Annotated in this window: 20 protein-coding genes; 8 read left to right on the top strand and 12 right to left on the bottom strand. The window is 69.1% G+C overall.

The window, feature by feature from the left end:
• Positions 1-106: 106 nt before the first annotated feature.
• Positions 107-1,048 (bottom strand): IclR family transcriptional regulator, encoded by a 942-nt coding sequence (locus ACPCXD_RS17780; protein WP_088899321.1) that lies wholly within the window; start codon positions 1,046-1,048, stop codon positions 107-109.
• An 82-nt stretch (positions 1,049-1,130) separates the two neighbouring features.
• Between ACPCXD_RS17780 and ACPCXD_RS17775 the strand changes: the two genes are divergently transcribed.
• The 4 genes from ACPCXD_RS17775 to ACPCXD_RS17760 all read left to right on the top strand — a co-directional run bounded on the left by ACPCXD_RS17775 (position 1,131) and on the right by ACPCXD_RS17760 (position 4,846).
• Entirely contained in the window at positions 1,131-2,297 is a 1,167-nt protein-coding gene (locus ACPCXD_RS17775) for a hypothetical protein (RefSeq protein ID WP_088899322.1), read from the top strand.
• The gene (locus ACPCXD_RS17770; RefSeq protein ID WP_145691559.1) at positions 2,294-3,085 is read left to right on the top strand and encodes an SDR family oxidoreductase; all 792 of its coding nucleotides are present in this window, start codon (positions 2,294-2,296) and stop codon (positions 3,083-3,085) included. The genes ACPCXD_RS17775 and ACPCXD_RS17770 overlap by 4 nt, the downstream gene beginning before the upstream one ends.
• 12 nt (positions 3,086-3,097) lie before the next feature.
• Entirely contained in the window at positions 3,098-4,246 is a 1,149-nt protein-coding gene (locus tag ACPCXD_RS17765; RefSeq protein ID WP_145691558.1) for a sulfotransferase family protein, read from the top strand.
• A 72-nt stretch (positions 4,247-4,318) separates the two neighbouring features.
• Positions 4,319-4,846, top strand: coding sequence for a MarR family winged helix-turn-helix transcriptional regulator (locus ACPCXD_RS17760; protein WP_006552564.1), 528 nt, complete (start codon positions 4,319-4,321; stop codon positions 4,844-4,846).
• A gap of 74 nt (positions 4,847-4,920) precedes the next feature.
• Here ACPCXD_RS17760 and ACPCXD_RS17755 read toward each other — a convergent pair whose 3' ends face one another.
• The 8 genes from ACPCXD_RS17755 to ACPCXD_RS17720 form a co-directional block, all read right to left on the bottom strand.
• Positions 4,921-5,697, bottom strand: a complete 777-nt coding sequence (locus ACPCXD_RS17755; protein WP_006552563.1) for an enoyl-CoA hydratase — start codon at positions 5,695-5,697, stop codon at positions 4,921-4,923.
• On the bottom strand, positions 5,694-6,602 hold the full coding sequence (gene mmsB / locus ACPCXD_RS17750; protein WP_145691556.1) for a 3-hydroxyisobutyrate dehydrogenase: 909 nt from the start codon (positions 6,600-6,602) through the stop codon (positions 5,694-5,696). Before mmsB ends, ACPCXD_RS17755 begins: the two co-directional genes overlap by 4 nt.
• Positions 6,599-7,663, bottom strand: a complete 1,065-nt coding sequence (locus ACPCXD_RS17745; protein ID WP_145691555.1) for an enoyl-CoA hydratase/isomerase family protein — start codon at positions 7,661-7,663, stop codon at positions 6,599-6,601. Before ACPCXD_RS17745 ends, mmsB begins: the two co-directional genes overlap by 4 nt.
• Positions 7,660-8,814 (bottom strand): isobutyryl-CoA dehydrogenase, encoded by a 1,155-nt coding sequence (locus tag ACPCXD_RS17740; RefSeq protein WP_088899327.1) that lies wholly within the window; start codon positions 8,812-8,814, stop codon positions 7,660-7,662. Before ACPCXD_RS17740 ends, ACPCXD_RS17745 begins: the two co-directional genes overlap by 4 nt.
• Before the next feature lie 11 nt (positions 8,815-8,825).
• Entirely contained in the window at positions 8,826-10,358 is a 1,533-nt protein-coding gene (locus ACPCXD_RS17735) for a CoA-acylating methylmalonate-semialdehyde dehydrogenase (RefSeq protein WP_145691554.1), read from the bottom strand.
• Positions 10,359-10,521: 163 nt separating this feature from the next.
• Positions 10,522-11,073, bottom strand: coding sequence for a DUF1360 domain-containing protein (locus ACPCXD_RS17730; protein WP_145691553.1), 552 nt, complete (start codon positions 11,071-11,073; stop codon positions 10,522-10,524).
• 109 nt (positions 11,074-11,182) lie between these two features.
• On the bottom strand, positions 11,183-11,953 hold the full coding sequence (locus ACPCXD_RS17725) for an SWIM zinc finger family protein (protein WP_145691552.1): 771 nt from the start codon (positions 11,951-11,953) through the stop codon (positions 11,183-11,185).
• Entirely contained in the window at positions 11,954-14,761 is a 2,808-nt protein-coding gene (locus tag ACPCXD_RS17720; RefSeq protein WP_202400356.1) for a DEAD/DEAH box helicase, read from the bottom strand.
• A gap of 49 nt (positions 14,762-14,810) precedes the next feature.
• Between ACPCXD_RS17720 and ACPCXD_RS17715 the strand changes: the two genes are divergently transcribed.
• Entirely contained in the window at positions 14,811-15,734 is a 924-nt protein-coding gene (locus ACPCXD_RS17715) for an alcohol dehydrogenase catalytic domain-containing protein (RefSeq protein WP_160877182.1), read from the top strand.
• 70 nt (positions 15,735-15,804) lie between these two features.
• Positions 15,805-16,476: an HNH endonuclease family protein gene (locus tag ACPCXD_RS17710; protein WP_160877210.1), complete on the top strand. Its 672-nt coding sequence runs from the start codon at positions 15,805-15,807 to the stop codon at positions 16,474-16,476.
• A gap of 62 nt (positions 16,477-16,538) precedes the next feature.
• Here ACPCXD_RS17710 and ACPCXD_RS17705 read toward each other — a convergent pair whose 3' ends face one another.
• Complete coding sequence (locus ACPCXD_RS17705) at positions 16,539-17,321, bottom strand: enoyl-CoA hydratase/isomerase family protein (protein ID WP_088899332.1); 783 nt, start codon at positions 17,319-17,321, stop codon at positions 16,539-16,541.
• A gap of 92 nt (positions 17,322-17,413) precedes the next feature.
• Here ACPCXD_RS17705 and ACPCXD_RS17700 point away from each other — a divergent pair, with 92 nt between their 5' ends.
• On the top strand, positions 17,414-18,232 hold the full coding sequence (locus ACPCXD_RS17700) for a shikimate 5-dehydrogenase (RefSeq protein ID WP_229567806.1): 819 nt from the start codon (positions 17,414-17,416) through the stop codon (positions 18,230-18,232).
• Between the two features lie 28 nt (positions 18,233-18,260).
• Here the strand turns inward: ACPCXD_RS17700 and ACPCXD_RS17695 are convergent, their stop codons facing one another.
• Both ACPCXD_RS17695 and ACPCXD_RS17690 read right to left on the bottom strand, forming a co-directional pair.
• Positions 18,261-19,112, bottom strand: coding sequence for a DUF5995 family protein (locus ACPCXD_RS17695; protein WP_423660555.1), 852 nt, complete (start codon positions 19,110-19,112; stop codon positions 18,261-18,263).
• Between the two features lie 132 nt (positions 19,113-19,244).
• The gene (locus tag ACPCXD_RS17690; protein WP_423660553.1) at positions 19,245-20,084 is read right to left on the bottom strand and encodes a sulfurtransferase; all 840 of its coding nucleotides are present in this window, start codon (positions 20,082-20,084) and stop codon (positions 19,245-19,247) included.
• A 184-nt stretch (positions 20,085-20,268) separates the two neighbouring features.
• On the opposite strand from ACPCXD_RS17690, the gene ACPCXD_RS17685 reads away from it, so the two are divergent.
• Complete coding sequence (locus ACPCXD_RS17685; protein ID WP_024103679.1) at positions 20,269-20,742, top strand: acyl-CoA thioesterase; 474 nt, start codon at positions 20,269-20,271, stop codon at positions 20,740-20,742.
• Positions 20,743-20,746: the final 4 nt, after the last annotated feature.

The raw sequence follows: 20,746 nt of genomic DNA, 5'->3' as shown, positions 1-20,746 counted from the left end.
TCTCACCCGGCTCGGTACACATGTGTACCGATGCGGTCGAAGATTACTCCGTAACAGTAGAACGAGTTTCAATTCCAGGTCAACGGGTAGTCTCCGCAGCGCTCCGTCAGCGCGCCGGCCGGCGTCCGCCGAGATCCGCGGTGATCGCATCCGCGACCGCCACGAGCGCCGCACCGCACCGCTCGATCCCGGCCGCGTCCACCTCCCGTTCGAGGTGCAGCGTGAGCACGAGCGACTGGTGGCCGTCGGGATCGTAGGCCGGGGCGGCCATGAGGTTGACCGCCCGCTCTTCCCCCGCGGCGAAGGCGTCGGGCAGCAGCACGCGCTCACCGGGGCTCGCCACGAGTTCCGCCAGCATCTCCCGCATCTCGGGCGCGAGATCGTGCGAGACCACCCCGGCCATGAGCGCGTAGAGGCGGCGGCCGCCGGGCGTGAGGGACTCGGCCAGATAACCCGTCCGGCGACATTCGGTGACGATCCGCCACAGGTCGTCGCGGTCCACGGTGACCGGCAGGGTCGGCTCTCGCCGCAGCCACTGTTCGATGCGCTCGTCGGTGTCCCACAGCACGTACATCAGCCCCACCGGGGGTGCGAAGGGATAGACCTCCCCCACACGCGCCGCCGCGGCCGTGCCGTGGCCACCGACGACGTCGAGCACCGCGATCCGGTCGCCGACGACCGCCGACGCGGAGCACATCACGCCGAACTCCTCGGCGAGTGCGGCGAGATGACGGTGCGCGACCGGCCCGGACGCGAAGCCGCGCTGGGCGGCGCGTCCCGCGACGATCAGCGCCGGACCGAGCCCGTAGGTCTTGTCGACGGGGTCGCGGATCAGATAGCCGGCGTCGGCGAGGACGGTGAGGATGCCCAGACAGGTGGGCTTGCTCAGGTCGAGTTCGCGTGCCAGTTCCGACAGTCCGAACCGGACGCCGGGTCGCGCGACGAGGTGGTCGAGGACCTGCACGACGCGTTCCGTGGGTGGCGACCGGCGGGCTGCTCCCGCCCCGGCGGTGGACTCTCCGAGCGTTCCGGTCTCGCGACGAGCCATTGACCCTCCCTGGAACACGTTCTACTCTCAGCGCAACGGAAGACTACCGCAGCGGTACATATTTGGACCACAGGAGATCGCAGTGCTCACCGATCCGCTCACCGCGGCGATAGCCGAGGCCGAGAAACTCGTCGCCACCGCCCCGCACATCCGCACCGAACAGGACCTCGTCGAGGGATACGGATATCTGGCCGGTGGGATCTCGGCGTGCGTGCACGCCACCTTCGCGTACAGCCGCTCCCATCCGGTCTTCGTCACCGGCACCGGTCCCTACGCGAAGATGGGCCTCGACAATCCCGACACCCTATACTGGGGCGCGTCGATCCGCGACGACGCCGAGTACGTCGTCACCGGGCGCCGCGGCACGACCTGCGATCTCAGCTTCCAGGTGCTGGCCGGCAACTACACCGATGCGGAGGTGCCCGGCAACGTCACGGCCTTCGACGACCGCGCACTGAACATCGCCGACGACGGCACCTTCGAGGTGCGATTCGGACCCGGCCCGCGCGATCCGGAACGGAACTACTTCCCGCTCGCGCCCGGCTCGTCGCAGCTCGTGGTCCGCGAGGTCTACAGCGACTGGACGCAACGCCGCGGCACACTGAGCATCCACCGGCTCGACAGCCTCGGCACCCCGGCTCCCGAACCCACCCACCAGGACGTGGTCACCCGTTACGAACGTGCCGGTCGCGCGCTGGTCTCGCGGGTGAAGACCTGGCTGCAGTTCCCCGAGTGGTTCTACCTGAAGCTGCCGGTGAACACGGTGACCGAGCCGCGCCGCACCCCCGGCGGCCTGGACACGCAGTACTCGTCCGTCGGGCACTACGAACTCGCCGACGACGAGGCGATGGTCCTGACCCTCCCGGCGAGCGACGCGCCCTATCTGGGCTTCCAGATCGGCAGTCTCTGGTACATCTCCCTGGACTACATCCACCACCAGACCTCCCTGAACAACAGTCAGGCGCAGGTCGATCCCGACGGGATGGTCCGGATCGTGGTCTCGGCTCGCGATCCGGGGCTGACGAACTGGGTCGAGACCCTCGGCCGCAGCCGCGGGATCCTGCAGTTCCGCTGGCAGCGCCTCGATCGCGAACTGACCGCGGCCGACGGCCCGACCGCCGAGGTGGTGCCGTTCGATCGGCTCCCCGAGGTCCTGCCCTTCCACGACTCGAATCGCATCACACCCGAGGCGTGGGCGCAGCGCATCGCGGAGCGCCAGCGGGGCGTCGCCGATCGGATGCTCGCATGAGCGCGGCAGCGGGACTGCTCCGCGACCGCGTCGTCGTGGTCTCCGGTGTCGGTCCGGGACTGGGGCGCACGCTCGCGCTGCGGTGCGCCGAACACGGCGCCGACGTGGTGCTTGCCGCCCGGACCCGGGAGCGGCTCGAGAAGGTTGCAGCGGAAGTCGAGAGCACGGGCCGCCGGGCACTGGTCGTGCCCACCGACATCACCGACGACGAGTCCGCCGCCGCACTCGTCGAGGCGGCGGTCTCGGAGTTCGGGCGTGTCGACGTGCTCGTCAACAACGCCTTCTCCGTTCCGTCGATGAAGCCGTTGTCGCGCACCGACTTCCAGCAGATTCGCGACAGCGTGGAACTCACCGTCCTCGGCGCGCTGCGGCTCACACAGTTGTTCACCCCCGCCCTCGCCGAGTCGGCCGGCGCGGTGGTCAACATCAATTCGATGGTGCTGCGTCACTCCCAGGAACGTTACGGCAGTTACAAACTCGCGAAGTCGGCGTTGCTGGCGATGTCGCAGTCCCTGGCGACCGAACTCGGACCGCAGGGAGTTCGAGTGAACTCTGTTGCACCGGGGTACATCTGGGGTCCGATTCTGCAGGGGTACTTCGAACACCAGGCGGGAAAGTACGGCACCACCGTCGAACAGATCTACGAGCACACCGCCGCCGCTTCCGATCTGAAGCGTCTCCCGACCACCGAGGAGATCGCGGATGCGGTGATCTTCCTGGCCTCGCCGATGGCGTCGGCGATCACCGGCCAGTGCCTCGACGTCAACTGCGGCGAATACCACCACTGAACGGGACAGCACATGAGCGAACGCACCACCGTCGGCACCGTCGAGGACCTGCACGCCTCCGCGACCCGTTTGACGGGCCTGACCGGTTTCGGCGACGACGACTACCGTGACGGGCTCGGGATCCTGCTCGAATCGTATGCGCGGGACGAGAAGCTCACCCCGCTCGGCAGCAAGATGTCGCGGGTCTTCCTGCGCGGCGCCCTCGTGGCGCGGTTGCTGTCGGAATCGGCCTGGGCCGCCCATCCCGAGCACGCCGACGTCCCGATCACCCGGCCGATCTTCGTCACCGGCCTGCCCCGCACCGGCACGACGGCACTGCACCGCCTGCTCGCCGCGGATCCCGCCCATCAGGGACTCGAGATGTGGCTGACCGAGATGCCGCAGCCCCGGCCGCCCCGCGAGACCTGGGCGGAGAACCCGGTCTTCGCCGGTATCGAGGCCGGGTTCGCGCAGCACCACATCGAGCATCCCGAATTCATGGGTGTGCACTACATGTCCGCCGCCGAGGTCGAGGAATGCTGGCAGCTTCTGCGCCAGTCGTTCCGCTCGATCTCCTACGAGTGCCTGGCCCACCTGCCCACCTACTCGCAGTGGCTCGCGGAGCAGGACTGGACGGCGGCCTACGCCCGGCACCGGAGGAACCTGCAGCTCATCGGGCTGCCGGACGCCGACAAGCGGTGGGTGCTCAAGAATCCCAGCCACCTGTTCGCACTGGACGAACTGCTCGCGGTGTATCCGGACGCGCTCGTCGTCGTCACCCACCGCGATCCGCGCACCGTGATCCCGTCGGTGTGCAGCCTCGCAGCGCAGGCCACGGAAGGATGGTCCGAAGCGTTCGTCGGCGAGACGATCGGGCGCAGCCAGCTCGACCTCTGGGCACGGGGTTTCGATCATTTCACCGAGGTGCGCCGCCGGCACGATCCCGCCCGTTTCGTCGACGTGGACTACCGGGATTTCGTCGCCGATCCGCTCGGCACCGTCGGCGGTCTGTACGACCGGTTCGGTCTGCCGTTCACCGCGGAAGCCGAACGCGCGATGGCCGACCTGCACGAAGAAAGCCGCAGCGGGGCAAGGAAACCCGCGCACCGGTACACGCTCGAGGAGTTCGGGCTGAGTGTGGGCGAGGTCGACGAGCGTTTCCGCGACTACGCGTACCGCTGAACCCGGCACGAAAGGCACCGGAAACCGGTGTGCCCTGGCTACCTGCGCGTTCGTCCGTGGGATGATGGAGGCATGCCCGCACCACTCCCCCTCGACCCCATCGCCGAAGCCCACCGCCAGTGGACCGCCCACGGCTGGGGCGAAGTCGCCGACGGCATGGCCGCGGTCACCTCGGTGATGCGGGCGCAGCAGATCATGATGGCGCGGGTCGAGGAGGTGCTCAAGCCCTTCGGCCTGACCTTTGCCCGCTACGAACTCCTCACGCTGCTGCATTTCACCAGGTCGGGGGCGTTGCCGATGGCGAAGGCCAGTGCGCGCCTGCAGGTGCACCCCACCAGCGTCACCAACGCCGTCGACCGCCTCGAGAAGGCCGGACTGGTCCGGCGTACCCCGCATCCGAGCGATCGACGGGCCACACTCATCGAACTCACCGACGAGGGACGGGCATTGGCGATCCAGGCAACCGAGAAGCTCAACACGGAGGTCTTCGCCCGGCCGGGTATCCCCGAGGAGCACATCGACACACTGCTGCGCATCATCGCGACGATGCGGCACGACGCCGGCGACTTCGACACCGGCGGTGCGCCTTCCAAGTGGTGAGGCGCAAGAGACGGCCGAGAAACGAGAAGGGCCGCCCCGTTCGGGGCGGCCCTTCGTCGTACAGATGGTGCGGATCAGGCGTGCTTGAACTCCGGCGCGCGCTTCTCGACGAAGGCCGCCATGCCTTCCTTCTGGTCGGCGGTGGCGAACGTCGAATGGAACACGCGGCGCTCGAACTTCACGCCCTCGGCCAGCGTCGTCTCGAAGGAGCGGTTGACGGCCTCCTTCGCCATGATCGCGACGGGCAGCGACATCGACGCGATGGTCGTCGCCGTCTCGAGTGCCACGTCGAACAGTTCGGCGGCAGGAACGATGCGCGAGACGAGTCCGGCGCGCTCGGCCTCCTCGGCGTCCATGTTGCGGCCGGTCAGGCACATGTCCATGGCCTTGGCCTTGCCCACGGCGCGGGTGAGGCGCTGCGATCCGCCGATGCCCGGGATGACGCCGAGCTTGATCTCGGGCTGACCGAACTTGGCGGTGTCGGACGCGATGATGAAGTCGCACAGCATCGCCAGCTCGCAGCCGCCGCCGAGCGCGTAGCCCGACACCGCGGCGACGATCGGCTTGCGGACGGACGAGAGCCGATCCCACTGCGAGAACAGGTCTTCCGCGTAGACCTCGGCGAAGGTCTTCGGAGCCATCTCCTTGATGTCGGCACCGGCGGCGAACGCCTTCTCCGAGCCGGTGAGCAGGATCGCACCGATCTCGTCGTCCGCGTCGAGTTCCTCGACGGCGGCGACGACCTCACGCATCAACTGGCTGTTGAGGGCGTTGAGCGCCTTCGGCCGGTTGAGGGTGACGATGCCGACGCGGCCCTTGCGGTCGAGCAGGATGGTCTCGAAATCGGTCACTGGCTGTCCTTCGCGGTCGAGCGGTCTCGGATGTCGGTGATGATGGCGGAGAAGTCGAGTCCTCCACCACCCTCGGTGTTGAAACGATGGTAGAGCTCGGCTGCACGCAGTCCGAGTTCGGCCTCGACACCGTTGGCCCGCACCGCGTTCGCGGCCAGTCCGAGATCCTTGTCCATGAGCGCGGCCGCGAAGCCCGGCTGGTAGTCGTTGTTCGCGGGGGTGGTCGGGACGGGGCCCGGCACCGGGCAGTTGCTCGTCAGCGCCCAGCACTGACCGGACGCGTTGGACGCGACGTCGAACAGTGCCTGGTTGTCGAGGCCCAGCTTCTCGCCGAGGACGAACGCCTCGCTGATGGCGATCATCGAGATGCCCAGGATCATGTTGTTGCAGATCTTCGCGGCCTGGCCGTTGCCCGACCCGCCGCAGTGGACGATCTTGCGTCCCATGGCCTCGAGCAGCGGCTTCGCGGTGGCGAAGTCGTCCTCGCTGCCGCCGACCATGAACGCGAGGGTGCCTGCGGCGGCACCGGCGACACCGCCGGAGACCGGGGCGTCGACGGCACGGTGACCGGCCTTCTGAGCCTTCTCCGCCGCCGCGCGGGCGTCGGCGACGTCGATCGTCGAGCTGTCGACGAACAGTGTGTTCGCCCCGGCCGCGGGCAGGATCTCGTCGTACAGGTCGAGGACGAGCTTGCCGTTGGGCAGCATGGTGATCACGACCTGGGCACCGCGCACCGCATCGATCGCGGCCTCGGCGACGGTGATGCCGTTCTTCGTGGCCTCTTCCTGCGCAGCGGGAACCGGGTCGTACCCGGTGACGGTGTACCCGGCGCGGACGAGGTTCGCGGCCATCGGCCCGCCCATGTGTCCGAGGCCGAGGAAGGCGACGGTGGGAAGTTCACTCATCGGTCGTTCTCCTTGGGAGCGGCGAGCCCGAGTTCGAGATCGCCGAGCGGCTGGAAGTAGGCGTCGACGTCGGCCTCGGTGACATCGGCGAGGGTCGCCGGCGACCACTGCGGGTTGCGGTCCTTGTCGACGACCTGTGCGCGGATGCCCTCGACGAGGTCGTGCGACTTCAGCGAGGCGGTCGAGACCCGGAACTCCTCGTTCAGCACCTCTTCGAGGCTGCCGAGCTGCCGGGCGTGACGCAGCGACCGCAGGGTCACCTTCAGTGCGACAGGCGATTTCGCGAGCACCTGGTCGGCGGTCTCGCGTGCCTCCGGAACATCGGAGGCCTGGAGGCGTTCGACGATCTCCTCGACGGTGTCGGCGGAGTACGCCGCGTCGATCCACTCGCGCTGTGCGAGCAGCGCCGATTCCGGTGCGGGCTGCGAGTATTCGGCGAGCGCGTCCTCGAGCGAGCCGGATTCGAGTGCGGCGACGAACTTGTCGAGTGACTCGGACGGCAGGTAGTGGTCGGCGAAGCCCAGAGCGATGGCGTCGCCTGCCTTCATCCGTCCGGTGGTCAGCGCGATGTGCGTGCCGATCTCGCCGGGCGTGCGCGAGAGCAGGTAGGTGCCGCCGACGTCGGGAACGAATCCGATTCCGGTCTCGGGCATCGCGATGCTCGAGCGTTCGGTGACGATCCGGACGTTGCCGTGCGCCGAGATCCCGACGCCGCCGCCCATGACGATGCCGTCCATGATCGCGATGTACGGCTTCGGGTAGCGACCGATGGCAGCGTTGAGGATGTACTCGTCGCGCCAGAAGTCCTGCGATCCCGTGCCGCCGTCCTTGGCGTCGTGGTAGATCGAGACGATGTCGCCGCCGGCGCACAGACCGCGCTCACCGGCACCGCGCACCAGCACGGCACGCACCGAATCGTCGTTCTCCCACGCGCTCAGGGCCTTCGACATCTCGAGGACCATGGCGTGGTTGAGGGCGTTGATGGCCTTGGGCCGGTTGAGCGTGATACGGCCGATGCCGTCCTTCACGTCGATGAGGATCTCGGGTTCCTGCCCGGTCATGCCGCTCCGTTCTGCGCTGCGGCCACCACGCTCCGCGCGACGACCACCCGCATGATCTCGTTGGTTCCTTCCAGGATCTGATGCACGCGCAGGTCGCGCACGATCTTCTCGATCCCGTACTCGGCAAGGTAACCGTATCCGCCGTGCAACTGCAGCGCCTCGTTCGCGACCTCGAAACCGGTGTCGGTGGCGAAGCGCTTGGCCATCGCGCACAGCTCCACGACGTCGTCGGCGCCACGGTCGAGCGCGTCGGCGGCACGCCACAGCATCGTGCGTGCGGCCTCGAGTTCGATCCGCATGTCGGCGAGGCGGAACTGCAGCGCCTGCGAGTCGAGCAGCCGCTCGCCGAAGGCCTTGCGCTCGGCGAGGTAGGCGACCGCCCGGTCGAGGGCGGTCTGGCCGCCACCCACCGAGCACGCCGCGATGTTGATGCGGCCGCCGTTGAGACCGTGCATGGCGATCCGGAAGCCGCCGCCCTCGGTGCCGAGGAGGTTCTCGGCGGGCACGCGGGCGCCGTCGAGGATGACCTGGCGGGTGGGCTGCGCGTTCCAGCCCATCTTCTTCTCGTTGGCACCGAAGGACAGCCCGGGGGTGTCCTTCGGGACGATGAACGCCGAGATACCGCGGGCGCCGGTGTCGCCGGTGCGGGCCATGACCACGTAGACGTCGGACGTGCCGGCTCCGGAGATGAACTGCTTGACCCCGGTGAGCACGTACTCGTCGCCGTCACGAACGGCCTTGGTGCTCAGGGCCGCTGCGTCGGATCCGGCGCCCGGCTCGGTGAGGCAGTAGCTCGCGAGATGCTCCATCGTGCACAGCTTCGGGATCCACTGCTTGCGCTGATCGTCGTTGCCGAACTTGTCGATCATCCACGTGACCATGTTGTGGATGGAGATGTACGCGGCGATGGACGGGCAGCCCTTCGCGAGTTCCTCGAAGATGCGGACGGAGTCGAGGCGTCGCAGCCCCGATCCGCCCACGTCCTCGCGGACGTAGATCCCGCCCATGCCCAGTTCGGCAGCCTTGCGCAGCACGTCCACGGGGAAGTGCTTGCTCTGGTCCCACTCGACCGCGTTCGGGGCCAGATATTCGGTGGCGAAGTCGCGGGCGGTGTCGCGGATCGCCCGGTCGTCGTCGGTGAGAACGAACATCGATGGACCGCCTAGTTCATCGTCGGGATGACGAAGTGGTCGGTGTCGGCCACGTGCGCACCCTCGATGTCGCCTTCCTTGACACCGGACGGCCAGCGCTGCGTGACCGTCTTGGTCTTGGTGTAGAAGCGGAAGGCGTCGGGGCCGTGCTGGTTGAGATCGCCGAAGCCCGACGCCTTCCAGCCGCCGAAGGTGTAGTACGCGATCGGGACGGGGATCGGAACATTGATGCCGACCATGCCGACCTCGACGCGGGCCGCAAAGTCGCGGGCGGTATCGCCGTCGCGGGTGAAGATCGCGACGCCGTTGCCGTACTCGTGCTCGGTCGGCAGGCGCAGGGCGTCCTCGTAGTCGCGCGCACGCACCACGGTGAGCACGGGGCCGAAGATCTCCTCCTTGTAGATGGACATCTCGGGGGTGACCTTGTCGAACAGGGTGGCGCCGGAGAAGAAGCCGTTCTCGTGTCCTTCGAGGACGAAGTCGCGGCCGTCGACGACCAGTTCCGCGCCTTCCTCGACGCCCTGGGCGATGTAACCGTGCACGCGATCGCGGGCGGCGGCGGTCACGAGCGGACCGAAGTCGGCCTTCTCGTCGAAGCTGGTGCCGATACGCAGTTCGGCGATGCGTTCGGTGAGCTTGGCGACGAGCCGGTCCGCGGTCTCCTCACCGACGGGGACGGCGACGGACAGCGCCATGCAGCGCTCACCGGCCGAGCCGTAGGCGGCGCCGACGAGTGCGTCCGCGACCTGGTCGAGGTCGGCGTCGGGCATGATGATCGCGTGGTTCTTCGCACCACCGAAGCACTGCGCGCGCTTGCCGTTCTTCGCGGCCGTCTCGTAGATGTACTGCGCGATGGGGGTCGAGCCGACGAAGCCGATCGCCTTGATGCGCGGGTCGTTGAGCAGGTAGTCGACGGCGCTCTTGTCGCCGTTGACGACGTTGAACACACCGGCGGGCAGACCGGCCTCGAGGAAGAGCTCGGCCAGGCGGAGCGGCACGGAGGGATCGCGCTCGGAAGGCTTGAGCACGAACGCGTTTCCGGCGGCGAGAGCCGGGCCGGCCTTCCACAGCGGGATCATGGCCGGGAAGTTGAACGGGGTGATGCCGGCGACGACGCCGAGGGGCTGACGCATCGAGTAGACGTCGATTCCGCCGCCCGCGGACTCGGTGTACTCACCCTTGAGCAGGTGCGGGGCTCCGATGGCGACCTCGATCACCTCGAGGCCACGCTGGATGTCGCCCTTCGCGTCGGGGACGGTCTTGCCGTGCTCGCTCGACAGCAGGTGGGCGAGCTCGTCCATGTTCTCCTGCACGAGGTACACGAACTTCATGAGGACGCGCACGCGCTTCTGAGGATTCCAGGACGCCCACACCTTCTGCGCCTCGGCGGCGTTGGCGATGACGGCGTCGACCTCGGAGTCGGCCGCGAGCGGCACGCGCGCCTGGACCTCTCCGGTGTTGGGGGCGAAGACGTCGGCGAAGCGGCCGGAGGTGCCGGCGACGTGCTGTCCGCCGACGAAGTGGGTCAATTCTCGAACGCTCATGTCCGATCCCGTCCTTTACTGGTGTGCGATGACGTGGGATGTGCGATTCTCGGCGCGAACGGGCGAAGGCCCGAAGTCTTCGCTCATCCTATAGTTGGAAGTCCACGTATGTCTACCGTCACACCGGACCGGATCGGCCGGCACCCCTCACGAAGGGTCGATATCAGCCCTCGGCGAGCTGCTGCGCCTTCGCGTACGCCAGGTGCAGGAAGTCCGCTCCGGTCAACGCCGCGAACGACCCCGCCACCAGACGCGTGAGATTCGGAGCGTAGACACGGCCGAAGACCAGCGCCGTCACCGTCCACAGGTCGAGGCAGAAGGGGCACGCCAGCAGTTCCCCGACGGCGTGACGGACCCGCGACGACTTGCGGGGCTGCTCCATCACCTCGGCCGGACCACCGGGGCCGTCGAACTTGGTGAACGGTGCCCGGACCGGGCTGGTCACCGCCGCCTTGCTCACGATGCGGGAGATCTTGTGGCTCGCGAGCGCGGTGACGACGAGATCGCCGGCATCGGGCCTCGGCATCGGCCGCCCTCGCTTGGCCGCGACGGCGCCGAGCGTGCCGACGATGGTGGCGTACACGGACATGAGCACCGCATATCCGCCGAGGGGTCGATCCTCTCCGTTCCGATAGGTGTCGACCTCGTCCTGGACCGCATGGACCGCACGTTCTGCGTTCTCTCGCGCTGTCGACGGTGCTTCCGGTGTCCGCATGAATCCTCCACTCGTGGCATGTGCTGTCGGTGGCGCGACCGGAGCCGTCACCTTCATCGGGCGGCATACCCCGGGGGCGGACAGCACAACCACCGGCGCCCGATCGCGGTCAGCGCATGCGGCGGTAGAGATCCTCGAGATCGGTGATGCCGCGGATCACCACGGCTTCGTCGGTTCCACCGGCCCGCAACGCGCGGCGCAGCAGCATCGGGTCGAGGTCCTCGGGTGCGGGGCGGAACCGTTCCGTGGGCAGCTCGGGCAACTCGGTGTCGTCGCCGTAGAAGTCCTGCGCTGCGGCCGGGTCGTCGTCGGCGTCCGCATCGTCGACGCCGCCGATCAGCGTCGCGAGGTCCACCCCGCGCAGGGTCAGGACCGCGAGCGGCTGGTCGTCGACGTGTTCTGCAAGCAGGTAGGCGACGGCCGCGGCGTGCTTGCAGGGCCACCCGTCGTCGGGGCACGTGCAGTCGAAGTCGAGCTCGCCCGCGCGTCGCGGCAGCAGGGAGGATCCCAGCTCCTCGGGAAGGATGCCCGCGGCGAGCCGCGCCAGCATGCCCGGCGACGAGCGGACGAGCGAGACGAGTTCGCCCACCGCCTCCTCGTCGAGCGTGCGCACCCGCACCGCCGAGGTGAACGGGGTGAGCTGACTGCCCTGCACATCTCCCACCGCCACTCCGGGTTCGAGTCGCATGGAGATCACCTGCCCGGCGCGCGCGTAGGCACGGCCCCGCGTCAGTCGCCCCTTCTCGGCGACCTCCTCCATCGTCGAGATCAGTTCCTTCGACCACCAGCTGCGGCCGATCGCGCCCCGCTTGGTGCGCGCCTCGATGCCGCCGTCGATCCGGCGGGCCGTGCCGTAGCGGCGTACGTTGCCCCGTGCCATCTAGTCCCCCACCGCGTCGTCGCCGAGGGTGAGCAGGGAGTGCAGCTGGTCGGTGGACAACTCGGTGATCCAGTTCTCCCCCGCCCCGACCACGATCTCGGCCAGTTCCTGTTTGCCGGTGAGCATCTCGTCGATACGCTCCTCCACCGTCCCCACACAGACGAGCTTGCGGACCTGGACGTCGCGGCGCTGCCCGATCCGGAACGCGCGGTCGGTGGCCTGGTTCTCCACCGCCGGATTCCACCACCGGTCGAGATGCACGACGTGGTTCGCAGCGGTGAGGTTCAGTCCGGTCCCGCCCGCCTTGAGCGAGAGCACCATGATCGGAGGACCGCCCTCTCCCTGGAAGCCGTCGACCATCGCGTCGCGCCGCCCCTTGGACACTCCCCCGTGCAGGAAGGGCACCGTCGTCGCGAACCGCTCCTCGAGATAGGGGACGACGAGCTCACCGAACTCGCGGAACTGCGTGAACAGCAACACCTTCTCGCCGTCGGCCAGCACCGACTCGACGATGTCCTCGACCAGACCGAGCTTGCCCGAGCGGTGCCGTCCGCGACGCAGGACGGGCGAGCCGTCGCCCAGATAGTGCGCCGGATGATTGCACACCTGCTTGAGCCGGGTCAGCGCCGCGAGCACCGCACCCTTGCGGGCCATGCCCTCCTTGTCGCGGATCCGGCGCATCATGTCGTCCACGACGGCCCGGTACAGGGCGGCCTGCTCGGCCGTGAGGTTGGCGCGCACGGTCTGCTCGAACTTCTCGGGCAGATCGGAGATCACGTCGGGATCGGTCTTGACGCGGCGCATCACGAACGGTGCGGACAGCGCCCGCAACCGCGCCGCGGCGACGGCGTCGTGATCGCGCTCGATCGGCACCGCGAACCGGGCACGGAAGGACGCCGCGCTGCCGAGCAGGGACGGATTCGCGAAGTCCAGGATCGCGCGCAGCTCCTCGAGCCGGTTCTCCACCGGGGTGCCGGTGAGTGCGATCCGGTGCGCCGCGGGCACGGCGCGCGTGGCGCGGGACTGCGCCGTCGCGGTGTTCTTCACGTGCTGGGCCTCGTCGAGGACCACGCGTTGCCAGGTCAGCGTCGCGAGCTGCGCGACGTCGCGGGCGGCGATGGCGTAGGTCGTCACCACGAGATCATGGTCGGCGGCAGCGGCGGCGAGTGCCGGTCCGCTCAGCCGCTGGGCGCCGTGGTGGACGTGCACCCGCAGGTCGGGCACGAACCGTTCGGCCTCGCGCTGCCAGTTGCCCACCACCGACATCGGGCAGACGAGCAGTGTCGGTGCCTTCCGCAGGTTCGACTCGCGTTCGTGGGCGAGCAACGCGAGGACCTGGATGGTCTTGCCCAGGCCCATGTCGTCGGCGAGCACGGCACCGAGACCGAGCCGGCTCATGAACGCGAGCCAGTCGAGGCCGCGCTGCTGGTAGGGACGCAGTTCGGCGTTCAGTCCCGCCGGCACGGGGACCGACTCGGGGTGCGCCTGACCGTCGAGCAGCATCTCGACCCAGCCGGAAGCGGAGATCTCGGTGACCTCCGCGGGCGGAGCATCGTCGCCGGTGAACTGGGCGAACAACGACCCGAGGGTCGCATCCTCGGCGGAATGCGCCGTGACGTACCGGGCCGCGCGGGCCAGTGCCTCGGCATCGGCCCGCACCCACTTGCCGCGCAGCTTGACCAGGTCACTGTTGGCCGCGACGAGCTCTTCCATCTCCGAGGGTGTGAGCAGCATGTCGCCGACGGCGAGCTGCCATTCGTACGAGACGATCGCGCTCATCCCGACCACGCTGTCGTCGGCGCTCACAGGGGCGACGGGCGACTCGACCTGCAGACGCAGCGACGGATCGACCCGGGTCCAGGCGCGCGGCAGCAGCACCGCGATGCCCGCGGCGTCGAGCTCCCGGGCGCCGTGTTCGACGAGGTCGACGACGACCGGGGTGGGCAGCAGCAGGTCGAGACTGTCGGGATCGCGGGGCACGTCCTGCAGGCGGGGATAGGCCTGGAGTGCGATCCCGAGCTTGCGCACGCCGATCTGGAGCAGGTGCGGGTCGGTGTCCTCGACGGGCAGCGGCGTCGGGGACTGGCCCTCCGGTCGCAGGCACACCTCGAGCCGCCAGATGGAGTCGGCTCCGACCCCGTCGTCGGCATCGTCCGGCTCGACGAGGCGCAGCACGAGGTCGGGTTCGTATCCGGCGAGGCTGGCACGCCATTCCTCGAGCGCATCGGCCATGCGCTGGGTGCCGCGGGGATGGGGACTCCCCTCGGCCAGTGCGGCGACGAGCGGGTGCAGCGAGGTCGACGAGCCGTGGAGGGTGCGCACGATCGGGTCGGTCAGTTCGCGGCACAGATCGTCGAGGAGATCGACCGGTCGACCGAGCTGTCGCTGCGCCGGAGACATCGCGGCCGCCAGTTCGGCGGACCAGGCCCGCGTCTTCTCGCCACCGAGCAGACGCCACCGCGCCCACCACTGCTTCTCGACACGCACGAGCTCCGGTGCGACGCGGCCGGCCTGCGCCCACCTCTCGATGCCGCGGGCGACGTGCGCGAGATACCGCAGGTCGCCACCGACACCCCCGGGACGGCGCGGCATGTCCAGCAGGAGCTCGGCTGCATCCGACGGCGCGACCGCGACGGCGGGCAGCGTGCTCGGCTCGGTCTCCGTGGGGAGAGTGAGGGTGACGCGATGGCGGAACGGGCGGTCGATCCACCGGCGCAGCGCAGACGGCAGCGCGTCGGGATCGGGCTCTGCGGCGGGGTCCCACCACAGCATCAGGCCGGATCCCGGTGACCACAGCCCGTGCAACATGCCCACTATCGTGCCAGCCGCACCCGACCCCGATGGCAGGCTGGGTCCCATGGCACGCGCATACGGCTTCGCGGAGTACGGCGGTCCGGAGACACAGCAGCTGTTCGACACCCCCGTCCCCTCGCCCGGTCCGGGGCAGCTCCTCGTGGCGGTCCGGGCCGCGGGCGTGAATCCCGCCGACTGGAAGGTGCGGTCCGGACGGCGCACAGGCAGCGTCACGGTGCACTTCCCGGCGGTGCTCGGACGGGAGGTCGCGGGTGTGGTGGAGGCCGCCGGTCCGGACACCGGCTTCCGGCCGGGCGATGCCGTCTTCGGGGCCACCGCGGAGGGCTACGGCGGCTACGCCGAGTACACCCTCGTCGACGCGCGGGCTGCCGCGCTCGTGCCCGAGTCGGTGCCGTTCGAGGTGGCGGCAACCCTCCCGGTCGCGGCCGGAACGGCCTTCGACATCGTCGAGCACCTCGAGATCGTCGATGCGGACACCGTCCTCGTCCTGGGTGCCGGTGGGGGCGTCGGGTCGGCGGTGACGCAGCTCGCGCACAACGCCGGTGCCGCCGTGCTCGGCGTGGCGAGTGCGGGGAAACGGGATCTCGTCGAGTCGTGCGGCGGTCTGTGGATCGAGTCCGGCGACGGGTTCGACGCGCGGGTCGCGGCCACCGCGGAGCGGTGCGGGGCGGTGACCGCGGTCGTCGACCTCGTCGGCGGCGACGTACTCGAGCGGGCGGTCGCGCTGACGCGGGCGCCGGAACGGGTCGTGAGTGTCGCCGATCCGGCCCGCGCGGCGACGCTGGGCGGTTCGGGAATCACGCGGCGACGGACCCGGGAGGTGTTCGAGCGGGTCGCGGCGTTCGTCGAGCGTGGTGCCCTCACGCCGCGCATCGAGCGGACCTTCCCGCTCGCCGAGGCCGGGGCCGCGCTGGAACTCGTCGAGTCCGGGCACGCCGGCGGGAAGATCGTCGTCACCGTGCCCTGAAGATCCTGTCGGCAGGGCATGCCAGGATCGCCGCGTGCGTGGGGGGAACGCGACGTGGTGGGTGGCGGCAGTGGTGATCGCGGTGGCGGTGTCCTGGCTGTGGGACCGCACCGCGCCGGAGTCCGGGACGGTGCCGGGCAGCCCCACCCGAGCCGAGGTGCATGCTCTGCTCGAGCAGGTGACGGTGGTCGAGCAGCGCCGACGGGTGCCCGGCTATCAGCGGGGCTGCGGCCCGGGCGAGCGATGCGTGTTCGGCCCGGCCTGGTCCGACGATCACCCCGGTGCCGGTGGGCACGACGGCTGCGACACCCGCAACAACGTCCTCGCGCGCGACCTCACCTCCCCCACCTTCCGGGCCGGTAGCGACGACTGTGTCGTGACGAGTGGGGTCCTGAACGATCCGTACACCGGGGCGCGCGTGGAGTTCCGGCGTGCCGAGGCGATCGCCGTGCACATCGATCACATCTATCCGCTCGCTGCGGCCTGGGATCTCGGTGCCGCAGCATGGCCCGCCGAACGTCGACTCCGGTTCGCGAACGACATCACCTACAACCTCGTCGCTGTCGACGGGCAGGCCAACCTCGACAAGCGCGACGGCACGCCGGCCCAGTGGCTGCCACCGGCCGCCGGTTACCGCTGCTGGTTCGCCGGCCGGTACCTGACCGTCGCGGTGCGTTACGCGTTGCCGATCACGGTCGACGACCACCGCGCCCTGGTGAGCGCGGCGGAGTCGTGCCCGTGACACCGTCGCGGCGGAGCCGTGCCCGTGACACCGTCGCGGCGGAGCCGTGCCCGTGCCACCGCTCAGGCGGGAAGGTTGCGCGGGATCCAGTCGGGTTCGCGTTTCTCCATGAACGCCCGCATCCCTTCGCGGGGTTCGGGTGAGGTCTCGAGGGCACCGAACATCGTCTGGTAGTCGAACTGTCCGTAGCGCTCGTTGAGCATGCGCTTGACCTGGGCGCGCGCGATGGGTGCGGTGCGCAGGACCTGCCGCGCGGCCTCGAGTGCGGCCTCGCGCAGTTGCTCGTGCGGGACGACGCGGGAGATGACACCCAGACGCTGCGCCTCGTGGGCGTCGAAGACCCGCGCCGACAACAGCAGGTCGCGGGCGACGGCGAGACCGACGTGCGCGGGCAGCGCGGCGGCGAAGGTCGCGTCGGGGATGCCCCGGAGGAGTTCGGGGACACGGAAGGTCGCGCGCTCGCTGGCGACGGCGATGTCGGACATCATCGCGACCAGCAGTCCCCCCGCCTGGCAGATGCCGTTGACGGCGGAGATGACGGGGGCGCGACTGTCGCGGATGGTCAGGAACGGGACGACGTCCACTCCCGAGAGGCCCTCGGGCAGATCGTCGCCGGGTTCGGCGCGACCGCCGAGGTCACCGCCGGGCGCGAAGACGTCGTCGACACCGGTGATGACGAGGGCGGCGAGGTCGGGATCGGAATTGACCAGTCGCACCGCACGTTTGAGCCCGTAGTACATCGCCGGGGTGAACGCGTTGCGTGCTGCGGGCCGGTCGATGATGCACCAGCCGATCGCGCCTTCCCGTTCGAATCTCAGTCCACCTGCACCCAGATCGTCTCCCATGCATCGGACAGTATATCATTCTTTCCAGTGAGAACAGCATGCTCGTCCGAGAACATCGATGTTTCCGCATGCGTCGGGTCTACGGTGAGGAAATGCTCGAGCGCATCTCCAAGGACACCCGGCTGTGCATCTCGATGTCCGGCCGTCCCAGCAACATCGGCACCCGGTTCCACAACTATCTCTACGAGGAACTCGGCCTCGACTTCGTCTACAAGGCGTTCGCGCCCGCGAACATCGAGGACGCCGTGGCGGGGATACGCGGCCTGGGCATCCGCGGCGCCGGGGTGTCGATGCCGTTCAAGGAAGCCGTACTGCCCCTCGTCGACGTACTGCACGATTCGGCGCGGGCCATCGAGTCCGTGAACACGATCGTCAACGACGACGGCGTCCTGCACGCCTACAACACCGACTACCAGGCGGTGAGCGATCTGCTCGTCGAGCACGGCGTCGACTCCACCCTGCCCGTCACGGTGGTGGGCAGCGGCGGCATGGCGAAGGCAGTGACAGCGGCGCTGCGCCACAACGGATTCACCGACGGAACGATCGTCGCGCGCAACGAGGACACCGGACGGCCGCTCGCGCGCAAGTACGGCTACGAATGGCGCGCCGACACGAGCGACGTCGCGCCCGGGCTGATCGTCAACGCCACTCCGATCGGGATGACGGGCGGCGCCGAATCGGGCGACCTGCCGCTCCCCCACGACTTCGTCGCCGCAGCGTCGACCGTCTTCGACGTCGTGGCCGTCCCGCCGGACACCCCGCTCGTCCGCTTCGCCCGCGAGCACGACATCCCGGTGATCACGGGCGACGAGGTCATCGCGCTGCAGGCGGCCCTGCAGTTCGAGCTCTACACGGGGGTGACCCCGACGCGCGAGCAGGTGCGCCGCGCGTCGGAGTACTCCCGTTCCTGAACGGCAGGAACCGAGGACGACTCCGCCGTCAGACGATTCCGCCCTGCTCGAGACCGTCGAGCACCACGGTGGCGGCGTCGACCGCGACGTTCATCTCGAGGCGGGTGATGTCGTGCGTGGCGGGGTTCTGCAGACCGAAGTTGTTGACCCACGCGGCCGTTCGTGCCGACTGGAACATGAACGTGGTGGTCTCGGTGTCCCCCACCAGGTCGCCGACGAACCAGCCGGTGAAGAACGGTCCGAGGTCGACGCTGTAGACCGCCTCGAACTCCTCGGCGATCACGGGCGCAGCATCGACGAGCGCTTCACCGAAGGTGTAGAAGTCGCGGGTGTGCTCGGGCGTCGATCCGATGGTCACGAGCGCTTCCGGGAAGTCGACCACCAGGTGGGCGACGATCGCGCCGAGCAACACGCGACCGGGGCTGCGGTCGCACTGTTCGGTGAGCGCGAGCGCGTCCGCCCAGTGCGGCGCCGGCGACCCGCCGGCCACGTACTCGTGCAGATTCGCCAGGTAGAGACGCACCACTTCGACGGCGAGCGCGGACGCCCATTCCGGATCGTCGTAGATCCCGGAGTCGAGCGTCGGGCCGGTGAGTTCGAGGATCTCGTCGAAGGCCAGCACGAACGTGCCGCGGTAGTCGTCGCTGCGGGTGAGGAGGTCGCGCAGCTCGGCGATCCGGGTGCGGGCGTCGTCGAAGGTGTCGATTCCCGCGGGATCGGTCAGCGCAGCGATCTCAGCCTGGGGAGCGGCGGATACGCAGCGGGACGGTACCGGATCGGCCGGCACCGGCGCGGCCGATCCGGTCGGTGCGGCGAGCAGAGTCGCCAGGACTGCGGCACCTACCGTGATCGCCGTACGGCCTCGGGCGAAATGTTTCATTGCGTTAATTTACCGGGCGTTTCTCCGGGATACTCCGGGGTGTCCCATTCACGGCCGGCTCCGGCGTGCAGTTCTCGTCGGCGATCTCGCGCATCGTCGACGAGAACTGCGCATCGGCCGGCGGATCGCCGCTCAGCTGCCGGTGGCGATCTCCCGCTTCGGGTCCGCCGACCACTGCGACCACGAGCCCGGGTACAGCGCGGCGGCGATGCCCGCGATCTCGAGCGCAGCGATCTCGTGTGCGGCGTTGATTCCCGATCCGCAGTACACGGCGACGTCGGTGCGCTTCACGCCCAGCTTCGAGAAGCGGTACGCGATCTGATCCGCGGGCAGGAACGACCCGTCCTGACGGAGGTTCTCGGTGGTCGGCGCGCTGACCGCCCCGGGGATGTGGCCCGCCCGGCGGTCCACCGGCTCCTCGTCGCCGCGGTACCGCGCGTGGGCGCGCGCATCGAGCAGAACTCCGTGGGACGCGTAGGTCGCGGCCTCGTCGGGACCGATCGTGGGCATGTGGCCGGGGCTCAACGTCACGTTGCCGGGCTTCTTCTCGCCGCCCGGTCCTGCGGCGAGAGGGTGCCCACCGGCGATCCACGCCTGCAGTCCGCCGTCGAGCAGCCGCACCTCGGAGTGACCGGCCCAGCGCAACAGCCACCACGCGCGGGCTGCGGCCAGATCGCCGCTGTCGTCGTATGCGACGACGAGAGCACCGTCGTCGATCCCCCACCGGCGTGCGATGGCCTGGAAACGGTCGATGTCGGGCAGCGGATGACGGCCGAGCTCGGGCGCGGGCGGATCGGCGAGATCCTCGTCCAGGTCGACGTAGACCGCGCCGCTGATGTGTCCTTCGAGGAATCGGTCCCGCCCGTGTCTGTCACCGAGCGCCCAGCGGACGTCGAGTATCACCGGCGACCGGCCCTGCTCGATCATCTCGGCGAGTTCGACGGTGGAGAGGAGAACGGGAGTATCGGACATGATCCGATCCTGACACGAACGGCACACGCCGTTCCGGCTTTGGGGCGACACGCCGTGCGTGCCGGGACGACCCCGGCAAGCGGACACGCCCTGTGCACGTCCGATTCGAGGGTTTTGCGTCTCGGTTCGGGATTGGCGTGGGGGTTGGTCTGATTTGACGTGCGGAGAGCACTATCGTCGAGACGTGAGCAACCGCCAACCGACGAGCCCAGCCGCCCCGCCTGAGCCGGAGCAGTTCCCGGTGTTGTGGCCCATGCAGACGCGTTGGGCCGACAACGACCATTACGGCCACGTCAACAACGTCACGTACTACTCGTACTTCGACTCGGCGGTCAACGGGTGGCTCATCTCCACCACCGGTGTCGACATCCGCGAACTCGACGCGATCGGGGTCGTGGCCGAGACCTCCTGCCGCTATCTCGCCGAATTGTCCTTCCCCGACCGCCTGCAGGTCGGACTGGCGGTCGAACGTCTGGGCACACAGTCGATCACCTATTCGCTCGCAATCTTCCGGGAGGCCGACGACACCCTGATCCCGGCGGCGACCGGCCGGTTCGTCCACGTCTACGTCGATCCGCAGACGCGCCGCCCCGTCCCGATCCCCGATCAGATCCGCAAGGCCGCCGCCCAACTGGCCACGCCGAACGCGGGCCGCTGACGCC

Origin of the sequence: Rhodococcus sp. AB351, from assembly GCF_049538275.1 — a bacterium.
GTDB lineage: Bacteria > Actinomycetota > Actinomycetes > Mycobacteriales > Mycobacteriaceae > Rhodococcus.
This window is presented reverse-complemented; position numbering and strand designations above follow the sequence as displayed.